Raw genomic sequence first — 18,193 nt, 5'->3', positions numbered from 1 at the left:
TGGGGTCGTCTGCTGTTTGAGGCGCCACAAATCGCGGGTTTTGTGATTCACTTCGCCTCATGGACGCAGCCGCCCTTCTCGACGAAAACGCCGCGCTGAAAGCGCAGTTCGCCGTCGCGCTCGCGAAGGCGTCGGAAGACATGGCGCTGATCGCCGCGCAAAAGCTCCAGATCGCCAAATTGCAGCGCCAGATCTACGGGCAAAAGTCGGAGCGCTCGGCGCGGCTGCTCGATCAGTTGTCGCTCGAACTCGAAGAGCTGGAAGCGAGCGCGACCGAGGACGAACTCGCTGCGGAGCGCGCCGTCGCAAAGACGACCACCGTCGCCGGCTTCGAGCGCAAGCGGCCGGAGCGCAACACTTTTCCTGAGCATCTGCCGCGCGAGCGCGTGGTCGTCGAGGCGCCGACGACCTGCGCCTGCTGCGGTGGTTCGCGCCTGCGCAAGCTCGGCGAGGATGTGACGCGGACGCTGGAGACGACGCCGCGCCAGTGGAAGGTCATCGAGACCGTGCGGGAGAAGTTCACCTGCCGGGACTGCGAGAAGATCACCCAGGCGCCGGCGCCGTTCCATGTCGTTGCGCGCGGCTGGGCGGGGCCGAGCCTCTTGGCGATGATCGCCTTCGAGAAGTTTGGCCAGCATCAACCACTGAACCGTCAAGCCGAGCGCTATGCGCTCGAAGGCGCGCCGATCGCCTTGTCGACCATGGCCGACGCCGTCGGCTCCATCTGCGCCGCGCTCGATCCGCTGCGGCGTCTTGTCGAGGCGCATGTCCTCGCAGCCGAGCGGCTGCACGGGGACGACACCACGGTTCCTGTGCTGGCCAAGGGCAAGACCGACACAGGCCGCTGCTGGGTCTATGTGCGCGACGACGCGCCCTTCGGCGGCGCCGGGCCGCCGGCGGCGATGTTCTATTACTCGCGCGATCGGCGCGGCGAACATCCACAGGGCCATCTGGCGAACTGGTCCGGCATCCTGCAAGCCGACGCCTATGACGGCTACGGCAAGCTCTATCTGGCAGGGCGCGCGCCCGGCCCGATCCGCGAGGCCGCGTGCTGGGTCCATGCGAGGCGCCCGTTCTTCGCAATGGCGGACATCGACGAGAATGCGCGGCGCAAGGCTTCGGGCAAGAAGGAGATACCGCTGTCGCCGATCGCGATCGAGGTCGTTCGTCGGATCGACGCGCTGTTTGCGATCGAGCGGTCGATCAAAGGCAAGAGCGCGGAGGAACGCCTCGTCGTTCGACAGGCGTCGAGCCGCCCGCTCGTCGACGCGCTGGAAAGCTATCTGCGCGAACAACTCGCCAAACTCTCGCGCGGGCACGATCTCGCCAAGGCGATCCATTACATGCTGAAGCGCTGGCCGGCCTTCACGCTGTTCCTCGACGATGGGCGCGTCTGCTTGTCCAACAATGCCGCCGAGCGCGGCCTGCGCGGCATCGCTTTGGGAAGAAAGTCATGGTTGTTCTGCGGATCTGATCGCGGCGGTCAACGCGCCGCGGCGATGTACAGCCTCATCGTCACGGCGAAGATGAACGGCGTCGATCCGCAGACCTGGCTCGCCGACGTCCTCGCCCGCATCGCCGCGCACCCCGCGCATCGGCTCGATGAACTGCTGCCATGGAATTGGCGGAAGGCGCATATGAGCCATGCGCAAGCTGCTTAAGCCGAACGCCGCATTCTCCGAGGCCGAAAAAGCGCGCGTCACCGCCGCCTGCGAGCTGTTGATCAATGACTTCCTGAAGCCTCGCTTCCTGCCTTCGATCCAACCGACCGAGTTCAACTATCCGGTCGATATTCTCGGCAAATGGCACGGCGCCAAATATCGCCTCATCCAACGTTACCGTTCCGGCTTCCCGGACAATCAGGGCGAAGAGTTCGATGCGCCCTTCGCTCGCCTCGATTGGATCAGCCCCGACCGCTTCGACATTCAGTGGCGTCGCCACACCGGCGAGTGGTTCCGAGTCTATCGCGGCCTAAATCTACACAAGGCCATCGAAACTCTAAAATCCGACGGACTCCTGCATCCCGTATAAATTGGCAGATCGACCCGCCAATCATCCCGCACGCAGCGCCTGCGGCCTACGCCGGACGGCTACTCGCCATATCGCGGTCAACGCGGATGGGCGTTTGCTGATGGTCAATCTGACGACAGCCGACATTTCCGACAGCGCCGGGGCGCAGGCCATCCTCGACGCCATCCGCAAGCGCTGGCCATGGGTCGTGAAACATCTCGTGGCCGACGCCGCCTACGACCGGCTCAAATTGATGGACAAGGCCCGCTATCTGGATTTCGTGCTCGAAATCATTCGCTGCCGCGACGGTCAGAAGGGCTTCGAAGCCCTGCCGCGTCGCGGGGTCGTCGAACGAACTTTCGGCTGGATGATGCGCTGGCGCAGGTTCTTCCGAGATTACGAGCGCCGCATCGACGTCTCAACCGCCATGATCCACGTCGCCATGGGCGGTGTTCTCATCCGTCGGAATGCGCACCCGTGAATTTCCAAACGGGCTCTTACGGCGTTTGTTGTTGATTGCGCATTTAGATAAGGTGTGACGGCCCCAGAGAGGGGTCATTCGGAAAATATGTGCGCAGGCGCCGCGCATGGCTTCGATCAGATCCGGCAGCCTACCTCGAAGGTTGCGAGGTAATTGCGCAAATCATCCGGGGTGGAGACGCCGTCAAAAGGCCCAATCGGATCGACCGCGGCGAGACCGGTCGGCGGAGATGAGTGATGGCCGTACAGGGCGGAGTCATAGAGTTCGGGACGGAAAACGCGTTGTGCTGCCGCAGCATGTTCCTGAGAATATGATCCCTGCTTCCAGCGCAGCATTTGCGCATAGATCCAAACGGCCTGACGCACATCGGGGCGCACAGACCCGCCTTTGCCGATGACGAGGTAATCGTCATCCGATCGGGACGCGCCGGAGGCGTCCAGCTTCAATTTTCCTTCCAGGGAGCGACGAATTAAATTCGCATCGACGCCCAGCCGGTCCGGACTGGCCATGCTTGCTGATATTTTAGCGTGATTTTCGTGCTCAGCGACATAAAGGGCGGCCTTTGCGAGCGCGCGCGTCAGGGCGAGCGCCACGGACGGGTCTGCGTCGACGTCGGCTTCGCGCAATGCGAGAACTTTTTCAGGCGCATGCGAAAAAATTTCGCAACCGAAATGCAGAATTTGACCAACGCCGGCGTCGACAGCGACCGAGCTCCATGGCGCGCCGACGCAAAAGCCGTCGACCTGGTCCCGCCGGATAGAGTCGACCATATAGGGTGGGGGCAGAACGACGAGTCGAAGATCCTGATCGGGATCGAGACCGCCGGCTGCGATCCAGTAACGCAACGCGTAATTATGCATCGAATATGGAAACGTCATTGCGAAGGTCAGGGGTTCCTGCCCCCGCTCGCTGCGGGTTCGGACCACTTTTTTCAAGGCGCGGGCGGTGACGAGCGGGTCGACGATATTGCCGTCAGCCGCTTCTCGCAATTGTGCATGCAGCGTCGCTGTGACGGTAAGGGCGTTTCCATTCATCGCAAGGTTCATCGGCGCGACGAGCGGCGTCTTGAAATGCCCAAAGCCCAGGCTTGACGCTATGGCCATGGGCGCAAGCATATGCGCTGCGTCCAGGACGCCGATCGCCAGCTTGTCGCGAATGTTCGACCACGAGACGTCTTTTACGAGTTCGACATCCAGTCCTTCGTCGACGAAATAGCCTTGGTCGAAGGCGACAAAGATTGCGGCTGCGTCGACCAGTGGGATGAAACCGATTCGCAACGGCCTGGCTGCGCCGCTCATTTCAACAGCTCCGCTGCAGTGATGATCGCCTGGGCGATTTCCGCGATCTTCTTGTTCTCGCGCATCGCCGTTCCGCGCATCAGTTTATAGGCTGCGTCTTCCGACAGGCCTTTCGCTTTCATCAAAATTCCCTTGGCGCGATCGAGCTTCTTGCGTTCCTCTAGGTCGGATTTTGCCCGCTCGAGTTCGTCTTGAAGACGGGAGAAGACATTGAATCGCGAGACGCAAAGGTCGAGGATCGATTTGATGCGTTCCTTTTTCAGTCCGTCGACGATATAGGCTGAGACGCCGGCGTCGACAGAGGCGCGGATCGAGTCGGCGTCGCTCTGATCGACGAACATCGCCACCGGACGGCGCACGGCGCGACTGACCTGGAACATCTGTTCGAGAACGTCGCGGGAGGGATTTTCGAGGTCGATGAGTATCACGTCCGGATCTATGGAGTAGATCCGTTGCAGTAGGTTGCGCATTTCGGACAGGCGCTCGACCTCCGTGAACCCGGCTTCGCGCAGTCCTTCTTCGAGGATGGCGGCGCGGATCGGGCTTTCATCGACTATGACGATTTTCAAGTGCGGTGTCCGGCGTGGTCTGCGCGAGAGGGGCTTTGCTGCGCTCAGCCATAATCTGTTCGTGTTGTAGTCGCGGCGCGAATACGGAACAAGACGCCGCATCGCGGCGCCTTCATCCTTTCTCGTCAGTGAAGTTCGTCCAGAAACGCGTCCAGACCTTTAATGATTGCAGCGGCCCCAAGAATGAAGCCGCCTGTGAATAGCGCGCCCTTGACGATCATCCAGACGCACCACCATGCGTCTGCAAGAACGGCGCCGCGTTGCGCGCGTTGTTGCCGGTCGCAAGGCGCGGTCATGAATCTGATGACGTCAAACCGGCGCCGCGCATTCGCGAGAGACATCGTGAGCATCCTTCAATGAGGGATATTGTTGCAAAACCGGGCGTCCATCGCGCCTCGAATGCACAGGACCGTCAGATCTTCCATCGCAAGGCCATTCCCGCCTGCCAGTTCTTGGAGAGCTGCGGGCCGTTGAGGTTTTGATAGACTGGCGCGCCGGCCTCGACGGCAAGCGTCACATTTTCGTAACCGACGAATTTGCCGCTGATGACGGCGCCGCCGAACAGTTCGATACGCTCGCCGCCATAGAAATTCGGGTTGGCGGCTTGCGCGCGCCCGCGAATGTTCGGATCGTAGCCGCGAATCGGGCCCTGTATGCTGGCATTGACGCGAAAAGTGGTCGTCAGACCCGGGATCCAGGTGTAGCCCCCCCAGCCGTTGAATTCATGCAGGTCGCCCCACAGATAACCCTGGCGATTGGCGGCGATCGGAAAGCGGCCGCGATATGATACGCCCCAAGACCATTTTTCGAGGTGTCCGGCGTAAACCACGCCGGGCATGAAGTCGAAGGTTCCCGCTCCCGGCTGCATTGCATAGAAGGCGCGGCTGGTCGCGTAAGTTCCGTCGGGCTGAAGCAATGTGAAGGTGTTGGTGTTGCTGCCTGTGGGGAATGTAACGCCAGCGTTGAGCTGGATGCGATGTATGGGATCCTGATAGATCCTGTAAATGCCCGACAGGGTGAAATCGGTCAGGCCCGCCGTTCCCGTGTAGCTCATGCCGCGGGGGATTATTCCGGCAAGGCCGCGAAAGGTCAGCATGTCGAGATTTCGCTCGATCATGCCCGCTGTGAACACAACGGAGAGCTCCTTCGTTACACCGTAGGCGAGCGCGACCGTCTGCGTCGCTACCGCCGCATTCTGGGGCACGAGGCGCAGTTTTTGGGTCGGGTTGAAGAAATAGGGAACTGTCGCCGCTATTTCCTGCGACGAGACGGGGCGCGTTCCGATAAGTGACGTAGAGAGATTTGCGAATTGCGGAATGACGGACAGAACGAGTTTGCCGGCGGCCGCCATGTCGGCGCCGAAGACGCCGAGCGGCGCCGGGGGCGGAGGCGACGGCGTCGCCGGCGCGGGCGCGCTCGACGATTTCGTGGCGACCTTGTCTGCGCGCGCTTCGCCAGATGCAGCAATTACAGTTGCTGCGACCGATATCGCGACGGCGGCGATGCTCGAGCGGCGCCGAATTGTCTGCGGATCAATGATCGCGTTGTTCCTCATTTCGCACCCCCGAATTTCGCGCTTTCACCGCATTTGCGGCGCGTCGAACGGCAATAAAAAAGCCGCTGTCTGAAGGCGCGCCCATGTGGCGGCGTTCAGAACAGCGGCGATGCTGAGTGGCCCGTCGGTGGACCGGTTGACGTCGCAGCCGACGTCAGTCGATCAGAGTTTGCAATTCGGGCGCCATGGTGCCACAGGTGCGAAGTATATTTTAAAACAATATCATATGATCGTGCATATTTTCCGGGCGTGCAATAAGTCGATCAAGGGTTCGGCGGATTGCCGATTTGATATGCATCATGCGCGCGCAGTCGCTCGTCGCAGCGCCGAATGTCCAGAGACGCGCTGCGTGTGCCGCTTACGGAACGATGCGATTTGACTTGGGTAGTGCGAAAAGCGTCCCTCAAATTCTATTGAATGGGGGTCATGCGGAGCCCCTCACGACCGTCTGGCGCTCGCCGCGCGGCGTCAAGTTCAGGCGCAGGACGCGGTCGAAAAACCTGTCCTGCGCCTGCGGCCCGTTGATATAGACAAGCGCGGCATGCGCCAGCTCGTCCGCAAAAACCTTGAAGAGAGTGCGACGCGCCTCGGGAGAAAGCGACTCGATCGCCTCGTCGACAATGACGAAGCGCGGCTTGTGCAGCAGGACGCGCGCGAAAGCGAGGCCCTGCTGCTCCGCGTCCGTCAGCTCCTTTTCCCAATGGGGGATTCGGTCGAGCTGGCCCGCGAGATGCGCGAGGCCGAAGCGTCTCAGAACGGCGACGTATTCCTCGTCGGAGAAATCGCGCGATGAGGCCGGATAAGAGAGAATGTCTCGCAAGGCGAGATCGGCGATGTAGGGCCGCTTTGGCACGAAATAGACGGCGTTCGCCGGCGGCAGGCTGATGTTCCCGCGTCCCGATGTCCATAATCCCGCGATGGCCCGGAACAGCAGAGTCTTGCCGGAACCATGCTCGCCTATGACGAGCACATGATCCTGCGGCGCGATTTCGATATGAGATTCGTCGAGGCGCGTAGAGCCCGATGGCGAATAGAGCTCCAGATTCTCCAGCAGCAGGCGGTCCCGGGAGGTTGATGCGAATGTGATGCGCGCCGCGTCTGGGGCGGGAGCATCGATGTCGAGCAGAGCCTGCCGGAAGCTTCCGACGCGAAACAATGTCGCACGCCAGTCGGCGATGACGCCCGCATTATCGACAAACCAGCGTAACGACTGCTGCGCCTGCGTGAAGGCGCCGACCGCCATGAGCAGTCCGCCGAATGTGAGATTGCCGGCAAAATAGGCGGGCGCGGCGACGATGATCGGCGCGACGATGGTGAACCAGCCATAACCGGCCGTGACCCAGGCGAGGTTCGTCGTCGCGGTGACAAGCTGCCGGAGAACGTCGAGAAGTCGATCGAACTCGATCCGCAGCCGCGCTTGCTCCGCCTCCTCGCCACGATGAATTGCAATCGCCTCGCCATGCGCGTTCACATGCATGAGCGCGAAGCGCATCTCGGATTCGCGAGCGTAGCGCTCGGCGCCCAGATGCACGAGCGGGCGGCCAACCCGCCAGCTGGCGAGCGACGCGAGGGCGGCGTATAGCAGCGCGCACCAGACCATATATCCCGGTATGTCGATATGCGCGCCGAGGAGGGAGAATGTGACACCCTCGGAGAGCGTCCAGAGGACGCCGACGAAGCTCACCAGCAATAGCGAGGCCTGAACGAGGCCGACGCCAAGATCGGTGGACACCTCTGCGAGATGCTGCGCGTCGGCATGGATTCGCTGGTCGGGATTGACCCCGATTTCGCCGGAGCGCGCGATCAGGAATGCGCGCTTGGGCGTCAGCCATTGGGCGAACAGGTCTCGCGTCAGACCTTCGCGCAGTTTGAGCTTGGTCATCTGCACGAGCCATGTCTGGCTGACGTTCAAAATCAGCAAAGTGATGGCGATGCCCGTGAACACGAGAAGCTGCTCGCCGATCGCGGCAAGATCCTTTCGCGCGAGCGCGTCGTAAAAAGGCTGGTTCCAGGCGTTGAGCCTGATCTGCCCGTAAGCGGTTGCGGCGATCACCAAGAGCAGGCCACCGCCGAGCCAATAGAGCGCGACCCTCTCGCGCGCGGCGCGCAAGGCGGCCAGAATCATTCCCAGATAGGGGGCGAATCCATTGATCGGCGTTTGCTGATCCGTGCTCCTCGAGGCTGCGCCGTTCTGGTTTGCCATGGGCTCCCGATCCGTTTTCAGCGGTCACAAGAGCGTCGCGACGCTGACTTAATCTTGGCTTGTGAAATTCTGCTATATCCGGTTGGTAGTTTAAACCGCTTCGGTCCCCGCAGGCGAGGCTTTCGCGTCGGGTCAAATGGACGCTGCATCATGAGATTTGTTCGAGGGGAGACATGAGCCGGGTCGAGTCGCTTCTGCGGTCCATGACCATCGAGGAAAAGATCGGCCAGCTCAATCTGGTGACGGCGGGGCAGACCGTCACCGGACCGGTCGTCCATGTCGAGACCACGGCGGAGATTCGGGCGGGCCGCGTCGGCGGCGTATTCAACCTTTGGGGGCGCGAGGCGATGGCCGCCGCGCAGAAGCTCGCTGCAGAAGGGACACGCCTCGGCGTTCCGCTTTTTTTCGGCCTCGACATCCTCCACGGACACCGGACGATCTTTCCGATTCCACTTGCTGAAGCGGGAGCGTTCGATCCGTTGCTCTGGGAGCGCACGGCGCGTGTGGCCGCGATCGAGGCGGCGCATGAGGGCGTCAGCCTTACTTTTGCGCCGATGCTCGATGTCGCGCGCGACCCGCGCTGGGGACGCATTGCGGAGGGGCCGGGCGAAGATCCGCTCGTCGCCGTCAAAATGGCCGAGGCCAAGATTCGCGGTTTTCAGGATCGGGCGCTCGAAGCGCCAACGTCGATCGCCGCCACCGCCAAGCATTTCTGCGCTTATGGCGCGGCGACCGCAGGACGAGACTATGCGGCGGTCGATGTTTCGGAGCGCGCGCTGCATGAAATCTATCTCCCGCCGTTCCGCGCCGCAGTGGAGGCGGGTTGCGCGGCAATCATGCCCGGTTTCAACAGCCTCGCCGGCGTTCCGATGACCGCGCATGCGCGCCTGCTGCGCGAATATCTGCGGCGCGACCTCGGTTTCGATGGCGTGATAATAAGCGACTACACCGCCATTGCGGAACTGATCGAACATGGCGTCGCCGGCGATCTCACTGACGCCGCCGCGCTTGCGCTAAGGGCGGGCGTGGACATGGACATGATGAGCATGGCCTATGTTCGCCGCCTGCCGGAGGCGCTGGCGCGCGGCCTCGTCGATCTGGCTGACGTCGACGCCGCCGCAAGGCGCGTTCTGCTCCTGAAGGAAAGGCTCGGGCTCTTCGACGATCCCTATCGTTCGATCGCGGCTGGCGAATACAGCCGAGCCGCGCATCGGGAACTCGCGCGCGACGCGGCGCGACGTTCGATCACGCTGCTGTCCAACGACGACATTCTCCCGCTTTCGGCAGATGTGCGTCGAATAGCGGTGATCGGCCCTCTGGCGGACGCGCGCGCGGAAATGCTGGGTCCATGGTATTCCGCAGGCGCGGCGGAAGATTGCGTCACGATCCTCGAAGGATTGCGTTTCGCCCTGCCGAATTGCGAGGTTGTTTTTCACGCGGGAGCAGGCATCGAGGACGACGACGCGAGCGGAATCGCGCCGGCTTGCGATATGGCCGCGGGAGCTGACGTAATTGTATTGTGTCTCGGAGAGGCGGAGAAAATGAGCGGCGAGGCGGCCAGCCGCGCGATGATCGGCTTGCCCGGACGTCAGCGCGAACTCGCTGAAAGAATTCTGGCGACGGGCGTTCCGGTCGTCGCGCTTCTCTCCTCGGGCCGTCCACTCGCCGTGAGCTGGCTCGTTGAACGTGCGCGCGCGGTGCTCGCGACCTGGTTCCTCGGCGACATGGCTGGCCACGCCATCGCGGATGTTCTCACGGGCCGCTACAATCCGAGCGCGCGGCTTGCCGTCACCTGGCCGCGGGAGGTCGGGCAGATACCAATATTCTATGCGTCGCGTTCGACGGGTCGTCCTTGGAATGCAGACAATAGATACACAAGCCGATATCTCGATCTCCCGGTCGAACCGCTTTTTCCCTTCGGTCATGGGCTTTCCTATAGCCATGTCGTCCTGTCCAACCTTCGCGTCGCTCCAAGCGATATTTCTGCCGATGGGACCGTCGAGATCGTGATTGATGCGCAAAACATCGGCGCGTTCGAGACCGAAGAAACGATTTTTGTCTTCGTGCGCGACGTCGTTGCGAGCATCGCGCGACCGCTGATGGAATTGAAAGGATGGGTCAAGATCGTATTCTCACCCGGCGAGAGCAGGACGGTCGCCCTCACGTTGAGCGCGGACAGTTTCTCGTTTCCGGACGAGAACATGAAGCCAAAGATCGAGCCCGGACAGTTCGAAATTCTTGTCGGCCTCGACGCCGACAGGAAAAATCTGCTGGCGACCGTTCTGAACATAACGTCAACATAGATCGACGATTCGGGAGCGCATCATGTCTTTCGCCTGGTGGCAAAAGGGAGTCATCTATCAGATTTATCCGCGCTCCTTTCAGGATACGAATGGTGACGGCGTCGGCGATCTGGAAGGCGTGCGTCGGCGGCTCGATTATCTCGTCTGGCTTGGAGTCGATGCGATCTGGCTCTCGCCTTTCTATCCGTCGCCGATGCATGATTTCGGATATGACGTCGCCGACTATTGCAATGTCGACCCGCTGTTTGGTTCGCTGGCCGCCTTCGATGCGCTCCTGTCGGAAGCGCATCAGCGCGGTTTGAAGGTTATCCTCGATTTCGTCCCCAACCATACTTCCAATGCGCATCCTTGGTTTCTGGCGAGCAAGCGCTCCCAAAACGATCCGAAGCGCGACTGGTATATCTGGCGTGATGCGGCTCAGGATGGCGGACCGCCTAACAATTGGGTCAGCCATTTTGGCGGCAGCGGCTGGACCTGGGACGAGGCGACACGACAATATTACTACCACGCTTTCCTGCCCGAGCAGCCCGACCTGAATTGGCGCAACCCGCAGGTTCGCGCCGCAATGCACGAGGTTTTGCGTTTCTGGCTGCGTCGTGGCGTAGACGGATTTCGCGTCGACGTGATTTCGCATCTCATCAAGGATGCTGCCTTTCGAGACAATCCGGTCAATCCCGGCTGGACGGGAAATGGCCCGGACATCATCCGTTTCAAGCAGACATTTTCATCCGATCAACCCGAAGTGCATGAGGTGATCGCCGGTCTTCGACAAGTGGTCGAAGAATTCGAGGATCGTTTGCTCATCGGCGAGATTTACCTTCCGCTCGACAGGCTGGTTGCTTACTATGGCGACAATTTGAAAGGAGCGCACCTGCCCTTCAACTTCCAGCTTCTCGATGCAGACTGGAACGCGGCGGGGATCGCCCGTTTGATCGGGAATTACGAGGCGGCGCTTCCGAAAGGCGCGTGGCCGAATTGGGTGTTGAGCAATCATGACCGGCCCCGCGTCGCTGCGCGTGTCGGCGCAGAGCAATCGCGCGTCGCAACCATGCTGCTTCTGACATTGCGCGGCACGCCGACGCTTTTTTATGGCGACGAAATCGGCATTGGCCATGTGGAGGTGCCGCCGGAGCGATTTCAGGATCCATGGGCAAAGCGCGAGCCCGGTCTCGGCGTCGGCCGCGATCCGTCGCGAACGCCGATGCAATGGGACGCGAGCGTTTTCGCCGGCTTTTCGACGCGCGAACCCTGGCTTCCGCTGACGGCCGATCACGAGACGCGAAATGTCTCGACGATGAGCGGCGATGAAACGTCGATTCTCGCTCTCGCGAGAAAACTGCTCTGCTTCAGGCGTGAACACGCCGCGGTCAACTGTGGCGCCTGGCGACTTCTGTCGAGTGACGATGACGTTTTGGCTTACGAGCGTAGAAGCGAAAATGAGCGCGTTTGCGTTGCGCTCAATTTCTCCAACACCACGAAGCGGTGGCGATCGGCAATGTGCGAAAGCGCCACAATTGTGTTATCGACGCTAGGCGATCGGGTTAATGAGCCCGTCGGATCGGACGTCCTGTTGCGCGCCAACGAGGGCGTCCTCATTCAATAACTCCCGCTGGGCCGGCCGCGGCGCGGCGAAATGCCTCACTTCCGAGAGAGGCGAAATCGACGACTGTCGTTGAACTTCCAGAATTGCGTTGAAGACTCCAACATTGTGCGACCGCCATTCGGCCAGTCGCTCAACATGCGACCACCGCCAACGATCGATGATCCTCAATGACTGAAAGAAGAAACATATCGCCTGTCTCATCCGCCTCTATGACAAGCGCTCGTTGGGGAGCCGGCCGCTTCGTGCGCTTTTTCTCCCAGATCGGCATTGGCGATGTGCCGCTCGTCGGCGGAAAGAACGCCTCGCTCGGCGAAATGTATCGAGAGCTGACGGCGAAAGGCATCCGTGTTCCCAACGGGTTTGCGATTACCGCCGAGGCCTATCGCCATACACTCGAGCACGCCGGCGCATGGCCTGCGTTGAAGGAATCGCTCGAGGGGCTGAACCCGGACGACGTCGACGATCTGGCGCGGCGCGCGGCGCGGGCTCGTCAAATCGTTTATGACGCCGCGCCGCCACCCGATCTCGAAGCCGATATTCGCGACGCGTTCGCGCGATTGAGGGAGGAATACGGCGCCGAACTGACCGTAGCGGTGCGCTCCTCCGCCACCGCGGAGGACTTGCCGAGCGCGAGCTTCGCCGGGCAGCACGACACCTACCTCAATGTGCGCGGCGAAGCGGCGGTGATCGACGCCGTGCGACATTGCCTCGCAAGTCTTTTTACCGACCGAGCCATTCGCTACCGCATCGACAATGGTTTCGACCATTTCAAGGTCTATAATTCCGTTGGCGTCATGAAAATGGTGCGCTCGGACCTCGCAGCGTCCGGCGTCATCTTCACGATCGATACGGAGACCGGATTCGAGGACGTCGTTTTCATCACCGGCGCCTATGGCCTTGGCGAAAATGTCGTGCAGGGCGCTGTCGATCCCGACGAGTTCTACGTCTTCAAGCCAACCTATCGACAAGGCAAGCGCGCCGTGCTGAAGCGCGCGCTCGGACCGAAAAAGATCAAGATGATCTTTTCCGACCGGGGACGCGTGACAACCCGCAACATGCCGACCGACCGGAAGGAAAGAGAGAAATTCTGCATCTCCGACGACGAAGTCGTGACGCTCGCGGGTCAGGCCATCGCCATCGAGGAACATTACAGCGCCAAGGCGGGCGTTCACCGTCCCATGGATATCGAATGGGCGAAGGACGGCGTAGATGGCGAACTTTACATAGTTCAGGCCCGCCCCGAAACCGTGGCGTCCCGCCGCGACAGGAATGTCGTCGAGGAATACAGGGTCCGCAAGCACGGTCCTCTAAAGGTAGAGGGCCGCGCTGTCGGCACGAAGATCGCGCTGGGCAAGGCGCGCATTATCGAACACGCGAGTGAGCTGTCGAGTTTTATGCCGGGAGAAATTCTGGTCGCGGATACGACGTCGCCTGACTGGGGCACGGTGATGAAGTCGGCCGCGGGCATTGTGACGAACCGCGGCGGCCGCACCTGTCACGCCGCCATCGTCGCGCGTGAACTCGGCATTCCCGCGATTGTTGGAACCGACGCGGCGACGCGCGTCATCCGCACGGGCGATTTGATTGCGGTCAGTTGCGCCGAGGGTGATGTCGGCAGGGTCTATGAGGGCGCGATCGAGTTCGAGGTCGAGAAGACGAACCTGAAGACAGTGCCGAAGCCCGCAACGCATATCATGATGAACGTCGGTAATCCCGACATCGCCTTCAGCTTGGCGGCCTTGCCAAATGACGGCGTCGGGCTTGCGCGCATGGAGTTCATCATCGCTGAGTCGATCAAAGCTCATCCGATGGCGCTGGTCCATCCGGAACGGCTCGACGCGCGTGAGCGCGAGGCGATTGCGAAGATCACCGCACAATATGAGAGCCCGAGCGACTACTTTATTCAGCGTCTGTCTGAGGGTGTCGCGACGATCGCGGCGGCGTTTTATCCCAAGCCTGTCGTCGTGCGCATGTCGGATTTCAAGAGCAACGAATATGCGTCGCTTCTCGGCGGACGCGTTTTCGAAGGTGACGAAGCCAATCCCATGATCGGTTTTCGTGGCGCGTCGCGCTATGCGCATCCCGCCTATCGCGAAGGCTTCGCGCTCGAATGCGCGGCGATGAAACGCGTGCGCGAGGATCTCGGGCTTACGAATGTCAAGTTGATGATCCCGTTCTGCCGTCGCATCGAAGAGGCCGAGAGAGTGATTGCGCTGATGCGCGAACTTGGTCTCGAACGCGGCGAAAACGGGCTTGAAATCTACGTGATGTGCGAGATCCCGAACAATGTCATGCTCATCGATGCGTTCTCGAAACACTTCGACGGGTTCTCGATCGGCTCGAACGACCTCACCCAGCTGACGCTCGGCGTCGACCGCGACTCCGAAATCGTCGCATTTGATTTCGATGAGCGTGACGAAGGGGTCAAGACCATTATTCGCATGGCGGTGGAGGGCGCACGGCGCAATGGGCGACATTGCGGCATTTGCGGACAGGCGCCTTCGGATTATCCGGAGATGGCGGAGTTCCTCGTCCGTCTCGGAATCGATTCGATCAGCCTGAACCCGGACACGATCCTTCGCACGACGCTCCGCATCGTCGATCTGGAGTGTACGCTCGGTCGCGGCGAACGGGACAGGAAATAGATCGCTGCGAGTTCGCCGACCACGGATCGGCGGCGTTCTCGCGCATCACGACTACGATCGCGCGAAACGGATGGCGTGTCCGTTTCGCGTTCATTCCTGGGCTTCGCCCTCCGGTCCGCTCGACGCGGCAAGTACCATTTTCACGAGCGCAGCGAGATTGCCGGCTTGCATCTTCGCCATGATGTTTGCGCGATGGACCTCGGTGGTGCGGATGCTGATGCCGAGCTCATGTGCGATGACCTTGTTCGATTGGCCTTTGAGGAGACCCGCGAGGATCTCGTTTTCGCGCTTGGTCAGGCTGGCGAGCCGATCCTTGGTCGCCTGCGTTTCACGACTGCGCGATTGTTCCATGCTCCGTCGCGCGAATGCGGCGTCGACGGCCGCGAGCAGCGCGTGGTCTTCGAACGGTTTTTCCAGCAAATCCACGGCGCCGAGCTTCATCGCCTCGACGGCGAGAGGCACGTCCGCGTGCGCGGTCAGGACGATGACCGGCATGGCGATCCGATCCTCTTTCATCCGCGCGATGAGCTCGATGCCGCTCATTTCCGGCATGCGAACGTCGGTTATCACGCAACCTTCGCGATTCGTGGCGACGGCCTTCAGAAACGCCGGCGCAGAGGGGTACGTGTGGACGCTGAAGCCTTCCGTACTCAACAGAAGCCCGACAGCATCGCGCATTGCCGCATCATCGTCGATCAGGTGAACTATTTTCGTGTCGTTCATATTTCCTCTTCCGCATTTTGCAGCGGCAGCGTGAAGCTGAAAACGGCCCCGCCTCGGGGATTCGGTTTTGCCCAGATTCGCCCGTAATGCGCTTCGATGATGGATCGCGAAATCGATAGCCCGACGCCCATGCCCTTCTCTTTCGTGGTCGCAAAAGGTTCGAAGAAATCTTCTTCGACATTTCCGGCCAACCCTCCGCCGGTGTCCGTGACGTCAACGCGAATTGTCCTGTCGTCGGGATTGGATGTGGAGACGATCAATTCCTGCTTTTCCGTTTCTTGCATCGCCTCTATCGCATTGCGCATGAGGCTGACGAGGACCTGTTGCAGCTGGGCCCTGTCCGCCACCACATCGTCTCTGCTCGCGTTGCGTTCCAGACGTATCTGCACGTCTGTGTTGGCGCCGTCCGCCAGCATCGAGTCGTAAGTGTTCAGGATCAGCTCGTGCACGCTTACGAGGGTCTTGTCGGGCTCGCCGCGCGCAACCAGTTGCCGCAGGCTGTTGACGATTTTCCCTGCGCGCAATGTCTGGATTGTCGCCTTGTCGATCAATTCGACAATATTCGTTCCGGCTTCTTGCGGCGGTCTTTCCAGCAATCGCCGCGCGACCTTGAGATAGGTGGCGGTCGCCGCGAGCGGCTGATTGATCTCATGTGCGAGCCTCCCGGCCATTCCGGCCATGGCGTCGAGACGGTCCCTGTTCAGTTTTTCCACCCGCTGCTGAACTTTTCGTTGCTCGGACAGATCCTTGACGAAGCCGATAAGGATGCGTCGGTGGTCGTATCGGGCTTCCGAAAGACTGAATTCCGCAGGAAAGACTTTTCCGTTTCGGCGACGCGCCTCGACTTCCCATCTGTGGCCGACTCCGGCCTCGAGGGCGCGGAGGTCATTGGCCTCCTTGGTTTCGGGTCTGGTCGCGACGTCGCTCAGCAGCGCTGTGATATTGCATGCAGCCAGTTCCCCGGCGTCGTATCCGAACATCGAAAGCGCAGCCCGATTGACGGACTGGATACGACCTTCCGAATCCATCGTGATGACGGCGTCCTGCGCGCCGTCGATCATGGCCTGCAATCGCGCGGCGGTTTCGGCGAGGGCTATGTCGGATCTCTTGCGTTCGGTAACATCGGACACATAGCCGTGCCAGACAAGTTTGCCGTCTTGTTCGCAGACAGGCGCAGCCTGAGCCTCCAACCATATTGCTCCCTTTTCCGGATGGTCGAAACGAAATTCGACATCCCAGTGGGAGAGGCTGTGCGCCGACTCGACAAGCGCGGCGTTGAGATGGTCATGATCCGCGACATGAACGCGTCGATAGAAGACGCGCGCGTCTGCGCAAATATCCTCGGCGGCGACGCCGAACACGGCTTTGGCCTTGGGCGAGACGTAGCGATAGGCGATGTGACTGTCGTCGCCAATATAGAATGAAAACACCACGCCGGGAGCCGTGGCGGCGACGCTCTCCAATTGCTCCGCCAATTGTGCGCGTTCCTGATGCGCCCGTGCGGCGACTTTTTCATCCGTAACATCGCGCGCGACCCCGACGACGCGCACCGGCTTGCCGTTCTCGAACGCCGTCTGGCCGCGCGACGAGACCCAGCGAATGGCGCCGTCCGTCACTCTGCGAATTCGATACTCGGCATGATAAAGCCCGTTGCCGGACGGCTCGAGCGCCGCACGCAAAGCCTCGCGCGGCCGGGAAACGTCGTTGGGAAGGATGGTTCGAAACACTAAATCCGGATTGACGTCGACATCGGGCGCCAAACCGAAGATCGAACGAAATTCGTCGTTGACGATAGCGGCGTTTTTTCCAAGATCGAGAAGCCATGTCCCGATGGCGCCAGCGGAAACCGCGATCTGGAGATGCCGGGTCGCGATATTCAGCCGTTCGGCGATTTCGCGCTTTTCCTGCGATTCGTTGAGGCGAAGCCGCGTGCGATGCAGGATTTCGGTGATGATGGAAAGGACCGTGCAGCTGGCGATGAAGAGCGACAGGCCAACAGGATAGGCGGCGGTCTCCACCGGCCTGAACCAGAGATGCGTAACAAAGGCCCCTGAAAAAGTTGCGAACAGGCCGGGGTAGAATCCGCCGAGAACGGCGGCGATTTCCACGGCAGGGTAGAGGGTCGCAAATGTAAAATGCCCCTCGAACCGGCTCGCAAGCGCGACGCGCGCCGAAGTCCCTATGGCGACGGCCAGGGCCGCGATCGCCAGACGCCACCATAGCGGCGACGCGTAAACGGACGCCACCCAGCTGGTCGCGGCGTCGACGCGTCGCATGAACGATGGAGTCGTTACGAAGGGCTTCATGTCAGGGAGTGGGGCGACCACTGGGATTTCCGGCCAAACACATTCGTCTCTCGCTTCCTATGCTGCTCACAGGGGAAGGCGAGGAGCGCGCCGCCTCGACCGATGGCTCTAGTTTCCGCTTTTACAACGCCTTTGTCGACGTTCGAGTAAGATTTTTCCCGGACGCCGCCGGAGAGGCCGGATAGGCCTCATTAAGGCCAAGGCAAAGGTTTAGCGCTCGATCTTGCTGTAATTTCAAACGCTACGAAGCGGCGCGCCACGCCTTCGGTCTGTCGTGAAAAAACATTGTGATACGACCCGCCTCGTGACGTCTGCACCGTCTCGGCGCACCCGAACTCCATCCATGAAATACCCGCTCCGACGGGCGCCGATCCTGTCGTCGGAACCCGAACATGGGGTCGCTGCGACGTTAGATCGCTCCTGCGACGCTTTTGCTATTGAACTATAGTTAAGGTTGCATATTATCACGAAACGTCAAGTTCTGGTTGTATCGTGAT

General features: G+C 60.9%; 13 protein-coding genes. 6 read left to right on the top strand and 7 right to left on the bottom strand.

Going from position 1 to position 18,193, the window contains the following annotated elements; translation table 11 throughout:
- Window positions 1-59 precede the first annotated feature (59 nt).
- From LG047_RS06790 to LG047_RS06780, 3 genes are read left to right on the top strand one after another with little or no spacing between them, the layout of a single operon-like run.
- The gene (locus LG047_RS06790) at window positions 60-1,661 is read left to right on the top strand and encodes an IS66 family transposase (protein ID WP_227964447.1); all 1,602 of its coding nucleotides are present in this window, start codon (window positions 60-62) and stop codon (window positions 1,659-1,661) included.
- Window positions 1,645-2,031: a hypothetical protein gene (locus LG047_RS06785; protein ID WP_227964445.1), complete on the top strand. Its 387-nt coding sequence runs from the start codon at window positions 1,645-1,647 to the stop codon at window positions 2,029-2,031. Before LG047_RS06790 ends, LG047_RS06785 begins: the two co-directional genes overlap by 17 nt.
- A 1-nt stretch (window position 2,032) precedes the next feature.
- Window positions 2,033-2,491 carry a transposase gene (locus LG047_RS06780; RefSeq protein WP_255679544.1) on the top strand — a complete coding sequence of 153 codons (459 nt, stop codon included), beginning with the start codon at window positions 2,033-2,035 and terminating at the stop codon, window positions 2,489-2,491.
- Between the two features lie 116 nt (window positions 2,492-2,607).
- Here LG047_RS06780 and LG047_RS06775 read toward each other — a convergent pair whose 3' ends face one another.
- The 5 genes from LG047_RS06775 to LG047_RS06755 all read right to left on the bottom strand — a co-directional run bounded on the left by LG047_RS06775 (window position 2,608) and on the right by LG047_RS06755 (window position 8,116).
- A complete protein-coding gene (locus LG047_RS06775; protein WP_227966045.1) occupies window positions 2,608-3,789 on the bottom strand; it encodes a CmpA/NrtA family ABC transporter substrate-binding protein in 1,182 nt (393 codons plus the stop codon).
- Entirely contained in the window at window positions 3,786-4,358 is a 573-nt protein-coding gene (locus LG047_RS06770) for an ANTAR domain-containing response regulator (protein WP_036285755.1), read from the bottom strand. The genes LG047_RS06775 and LG047_RS06770 overlap by 4 nt, the downstream gene beginning before the upstream one ends.
- Window positions 4,359-4,483: 125 nt before the next feature.
- Window positions 4,484-4,699, bottom strand: a complete 216-nt coding sequence (locus LG047_RS06765; protein ID WP_227966044.1) for a hypothetical protein — start codon at window positions 4,697-4,699, stop codon at window positions 4,484-4,486.
- A 71-nt stretch (window positions 4,700-4,770) separates the two neighbouring features.
- Complete coding sequence (locus LG047_RS06760) at window positions 4,771-5,913, bottom strand: alpha-amylase (protein WP_227966043.1); 1,143 nt, start codon at window positions 5,911-5,913, stop codon at window positions 4,771-4,773.
- 424 nt (window positions 5,914-6,337) lie between these two features.
- Window positions 6,338-8,116: an ABC transporter ATP-binding protein/permease gene (locus tag LG047_RS06755; RefSeq protein WP_227966042.1), complete on the bottom strand. Its 1,779-nt coding sequence runs from the start codon at window positions 8,114-8,116 to the stop codon at window positions 6,338-6,340.
- 173 nt (window positions 8,117-8,289) lie between these two features.
- Here LG047_RS06755 and LG047_RS06750 point away from each other — a divergent pair, with 173 nt between their 5' ends.
- The 3 genes from LG047_RS06750 to ppsA all read left to right on the top strand — a co-directional run bounded on the left by LG047_RS06750 (window position 8,290) and on the right by ppsA (window position 14,667).
- A complete protein-coding gene (locus LG047_RS06750) occupies window positions 8,290-10,419 on the top strand; it encodes a glycoside hydrolase family 3 N-terminal domain-containing protein (protein WP_227966041.1) in 2,130 nt (709 codons plus the stop codon).
- 22 nt (window positions 10,420-10,441) lie between these two features.
- Entirely contained in the window at window positions 10,442-12,022 is a 1,581-nt protein-coding gene (locus LG047_RS06745) for an alpha-amylase family glycosyl hydrolase (protein WP_227966040.1), read from the top strand.
- 209 nt (window positions 12,023-12,231) lie between these two features.
- Complete coding sequence (ppsA, locus tag LG047_RS06740; RefSeq protein ID WP_227966039.1) at window positions 12,232-14,667, top strand: phosphoenolpyruvate synthase; 2,436 nt, start codon at window positions 12,232-12,234, stop codon at window positions 14,665-14,667.
- Window positions 14,668-14,757: 90 nt separating this feature from the next.
- Here ppsA and fixJ read toward each other — a convergent pair whose 3' ends face one another.
- Both fixJ and LG047_RS06730 read right to left on the bottom strand, forming a co-directional pair.
- Window positions 14,758-15,390: a response regulator FixJ gene (gene fixJ / locus LG047_RS06735; protein ID WP_227966038.1), complete on the bottom strand. Its 633-nt coding sequence runs from the start codon at window positions 15,388-15,390 to the stop codon at window positions 14,758-14,760.
- Window positions 15,387-17,717, bottom strand: a complete 2,331-nt coding sequence (locus LG047_RS06730) for a PAS domain S-box protein (protein ID WP_227966037.1) — start codon at window positions 17,715-17,717, stop codon at window positions 15,387-15,389. Before LG047_RS06730 ends, fixJ begins: the two co-directional genes overlap by 4 nt.
- Between the last annotated feature and the right edge of the window lie 476 nt (window positions 17,718-18,193).

The sequence above is a fragment of the Methylocystis sp. WRRC1 genome, assembly GCF_020733155.1.
Taxonomy (GTDB): Bacteria; Pseudomonadota; Alphaproteobacteria; order Rhizobiales; family Beijerinckiaceae; genus Methylocystis.
This window is presented reverse-complemented; position numbering and strand designations above follow the sequence as displayed.

Bases quoted from the DNA above. Each gene is read 5' to 3' on its own strand.
- LG047_RS06790 (WP_227964447.1), top strand. From the start codon at position 60: ATGGACGCAGCCGCCCTTCTCGACGAAAACGCCGCGCTGAAAGCGCAG.
- LG047_RS06785 (WP_227964445.1), top strand. From the start codon at position 1,645: ATGCGCAAGCTGCTTAAGCCGAACGCCGCATTCTCCGAGGCCGAAAAA.
- LG047_RS06775 (WP_227966045.1), bottom strand. From the start codon at position 3,789: ATGAGCGGCGCAGCCAGGCCGTTGCGAATCGGTTTCATCCCACTGGTC.
- LG047_RS06765 (WP_227966044.1), bottom strand. From the start codon at position 4,699: ATGTCTCTCGCGAATGCGCGGCGCCGGTTTGACGTCATCAGATTCATG.
- LG047_RS06760 (WP_227966043.1), bottom strand. From the start codon at position 5,913: ATGAGGAACAACGCGATCATTGATCCGCAGACAATTCGGCGCCGCTCG.
- LG047_RS06755 (WP_227966042.1), bottom strand. From the start codon at position 8,116: ATGGCAAACCAGAACGGCGCAGCCTCGAGGAGCACGGATCAGCAAACG.
- LG047_RS06750 (WP_227966041.1), top strand. From the start codon at position 8,290: ATGAGCCGGGTCGAGTCGCTTCTGCGGTCCATGACCATCGAGGAAAAG.
- LG047_RS06745 (WP_227966040.1), top strand. From the start codon at position 10,442: ATGTCTTTCGCCTGGTGGCAAAAGGGAGTCATCTATCAGATTTATCCG.
- ppsA (WP_227966039.1), top strand. From the start codon at position 12,232: ATGACAAGCGCTCGTTGGGGAGCCGGCCGCTTCGTGCGCTTTTTCTCC.
- fixJ (WP_227966038.1), bottom strand. From the start codon at position 15,390: ATGAACGACACGAAAATAGTTCACCTGATCGACGATGATGCGGCAATG.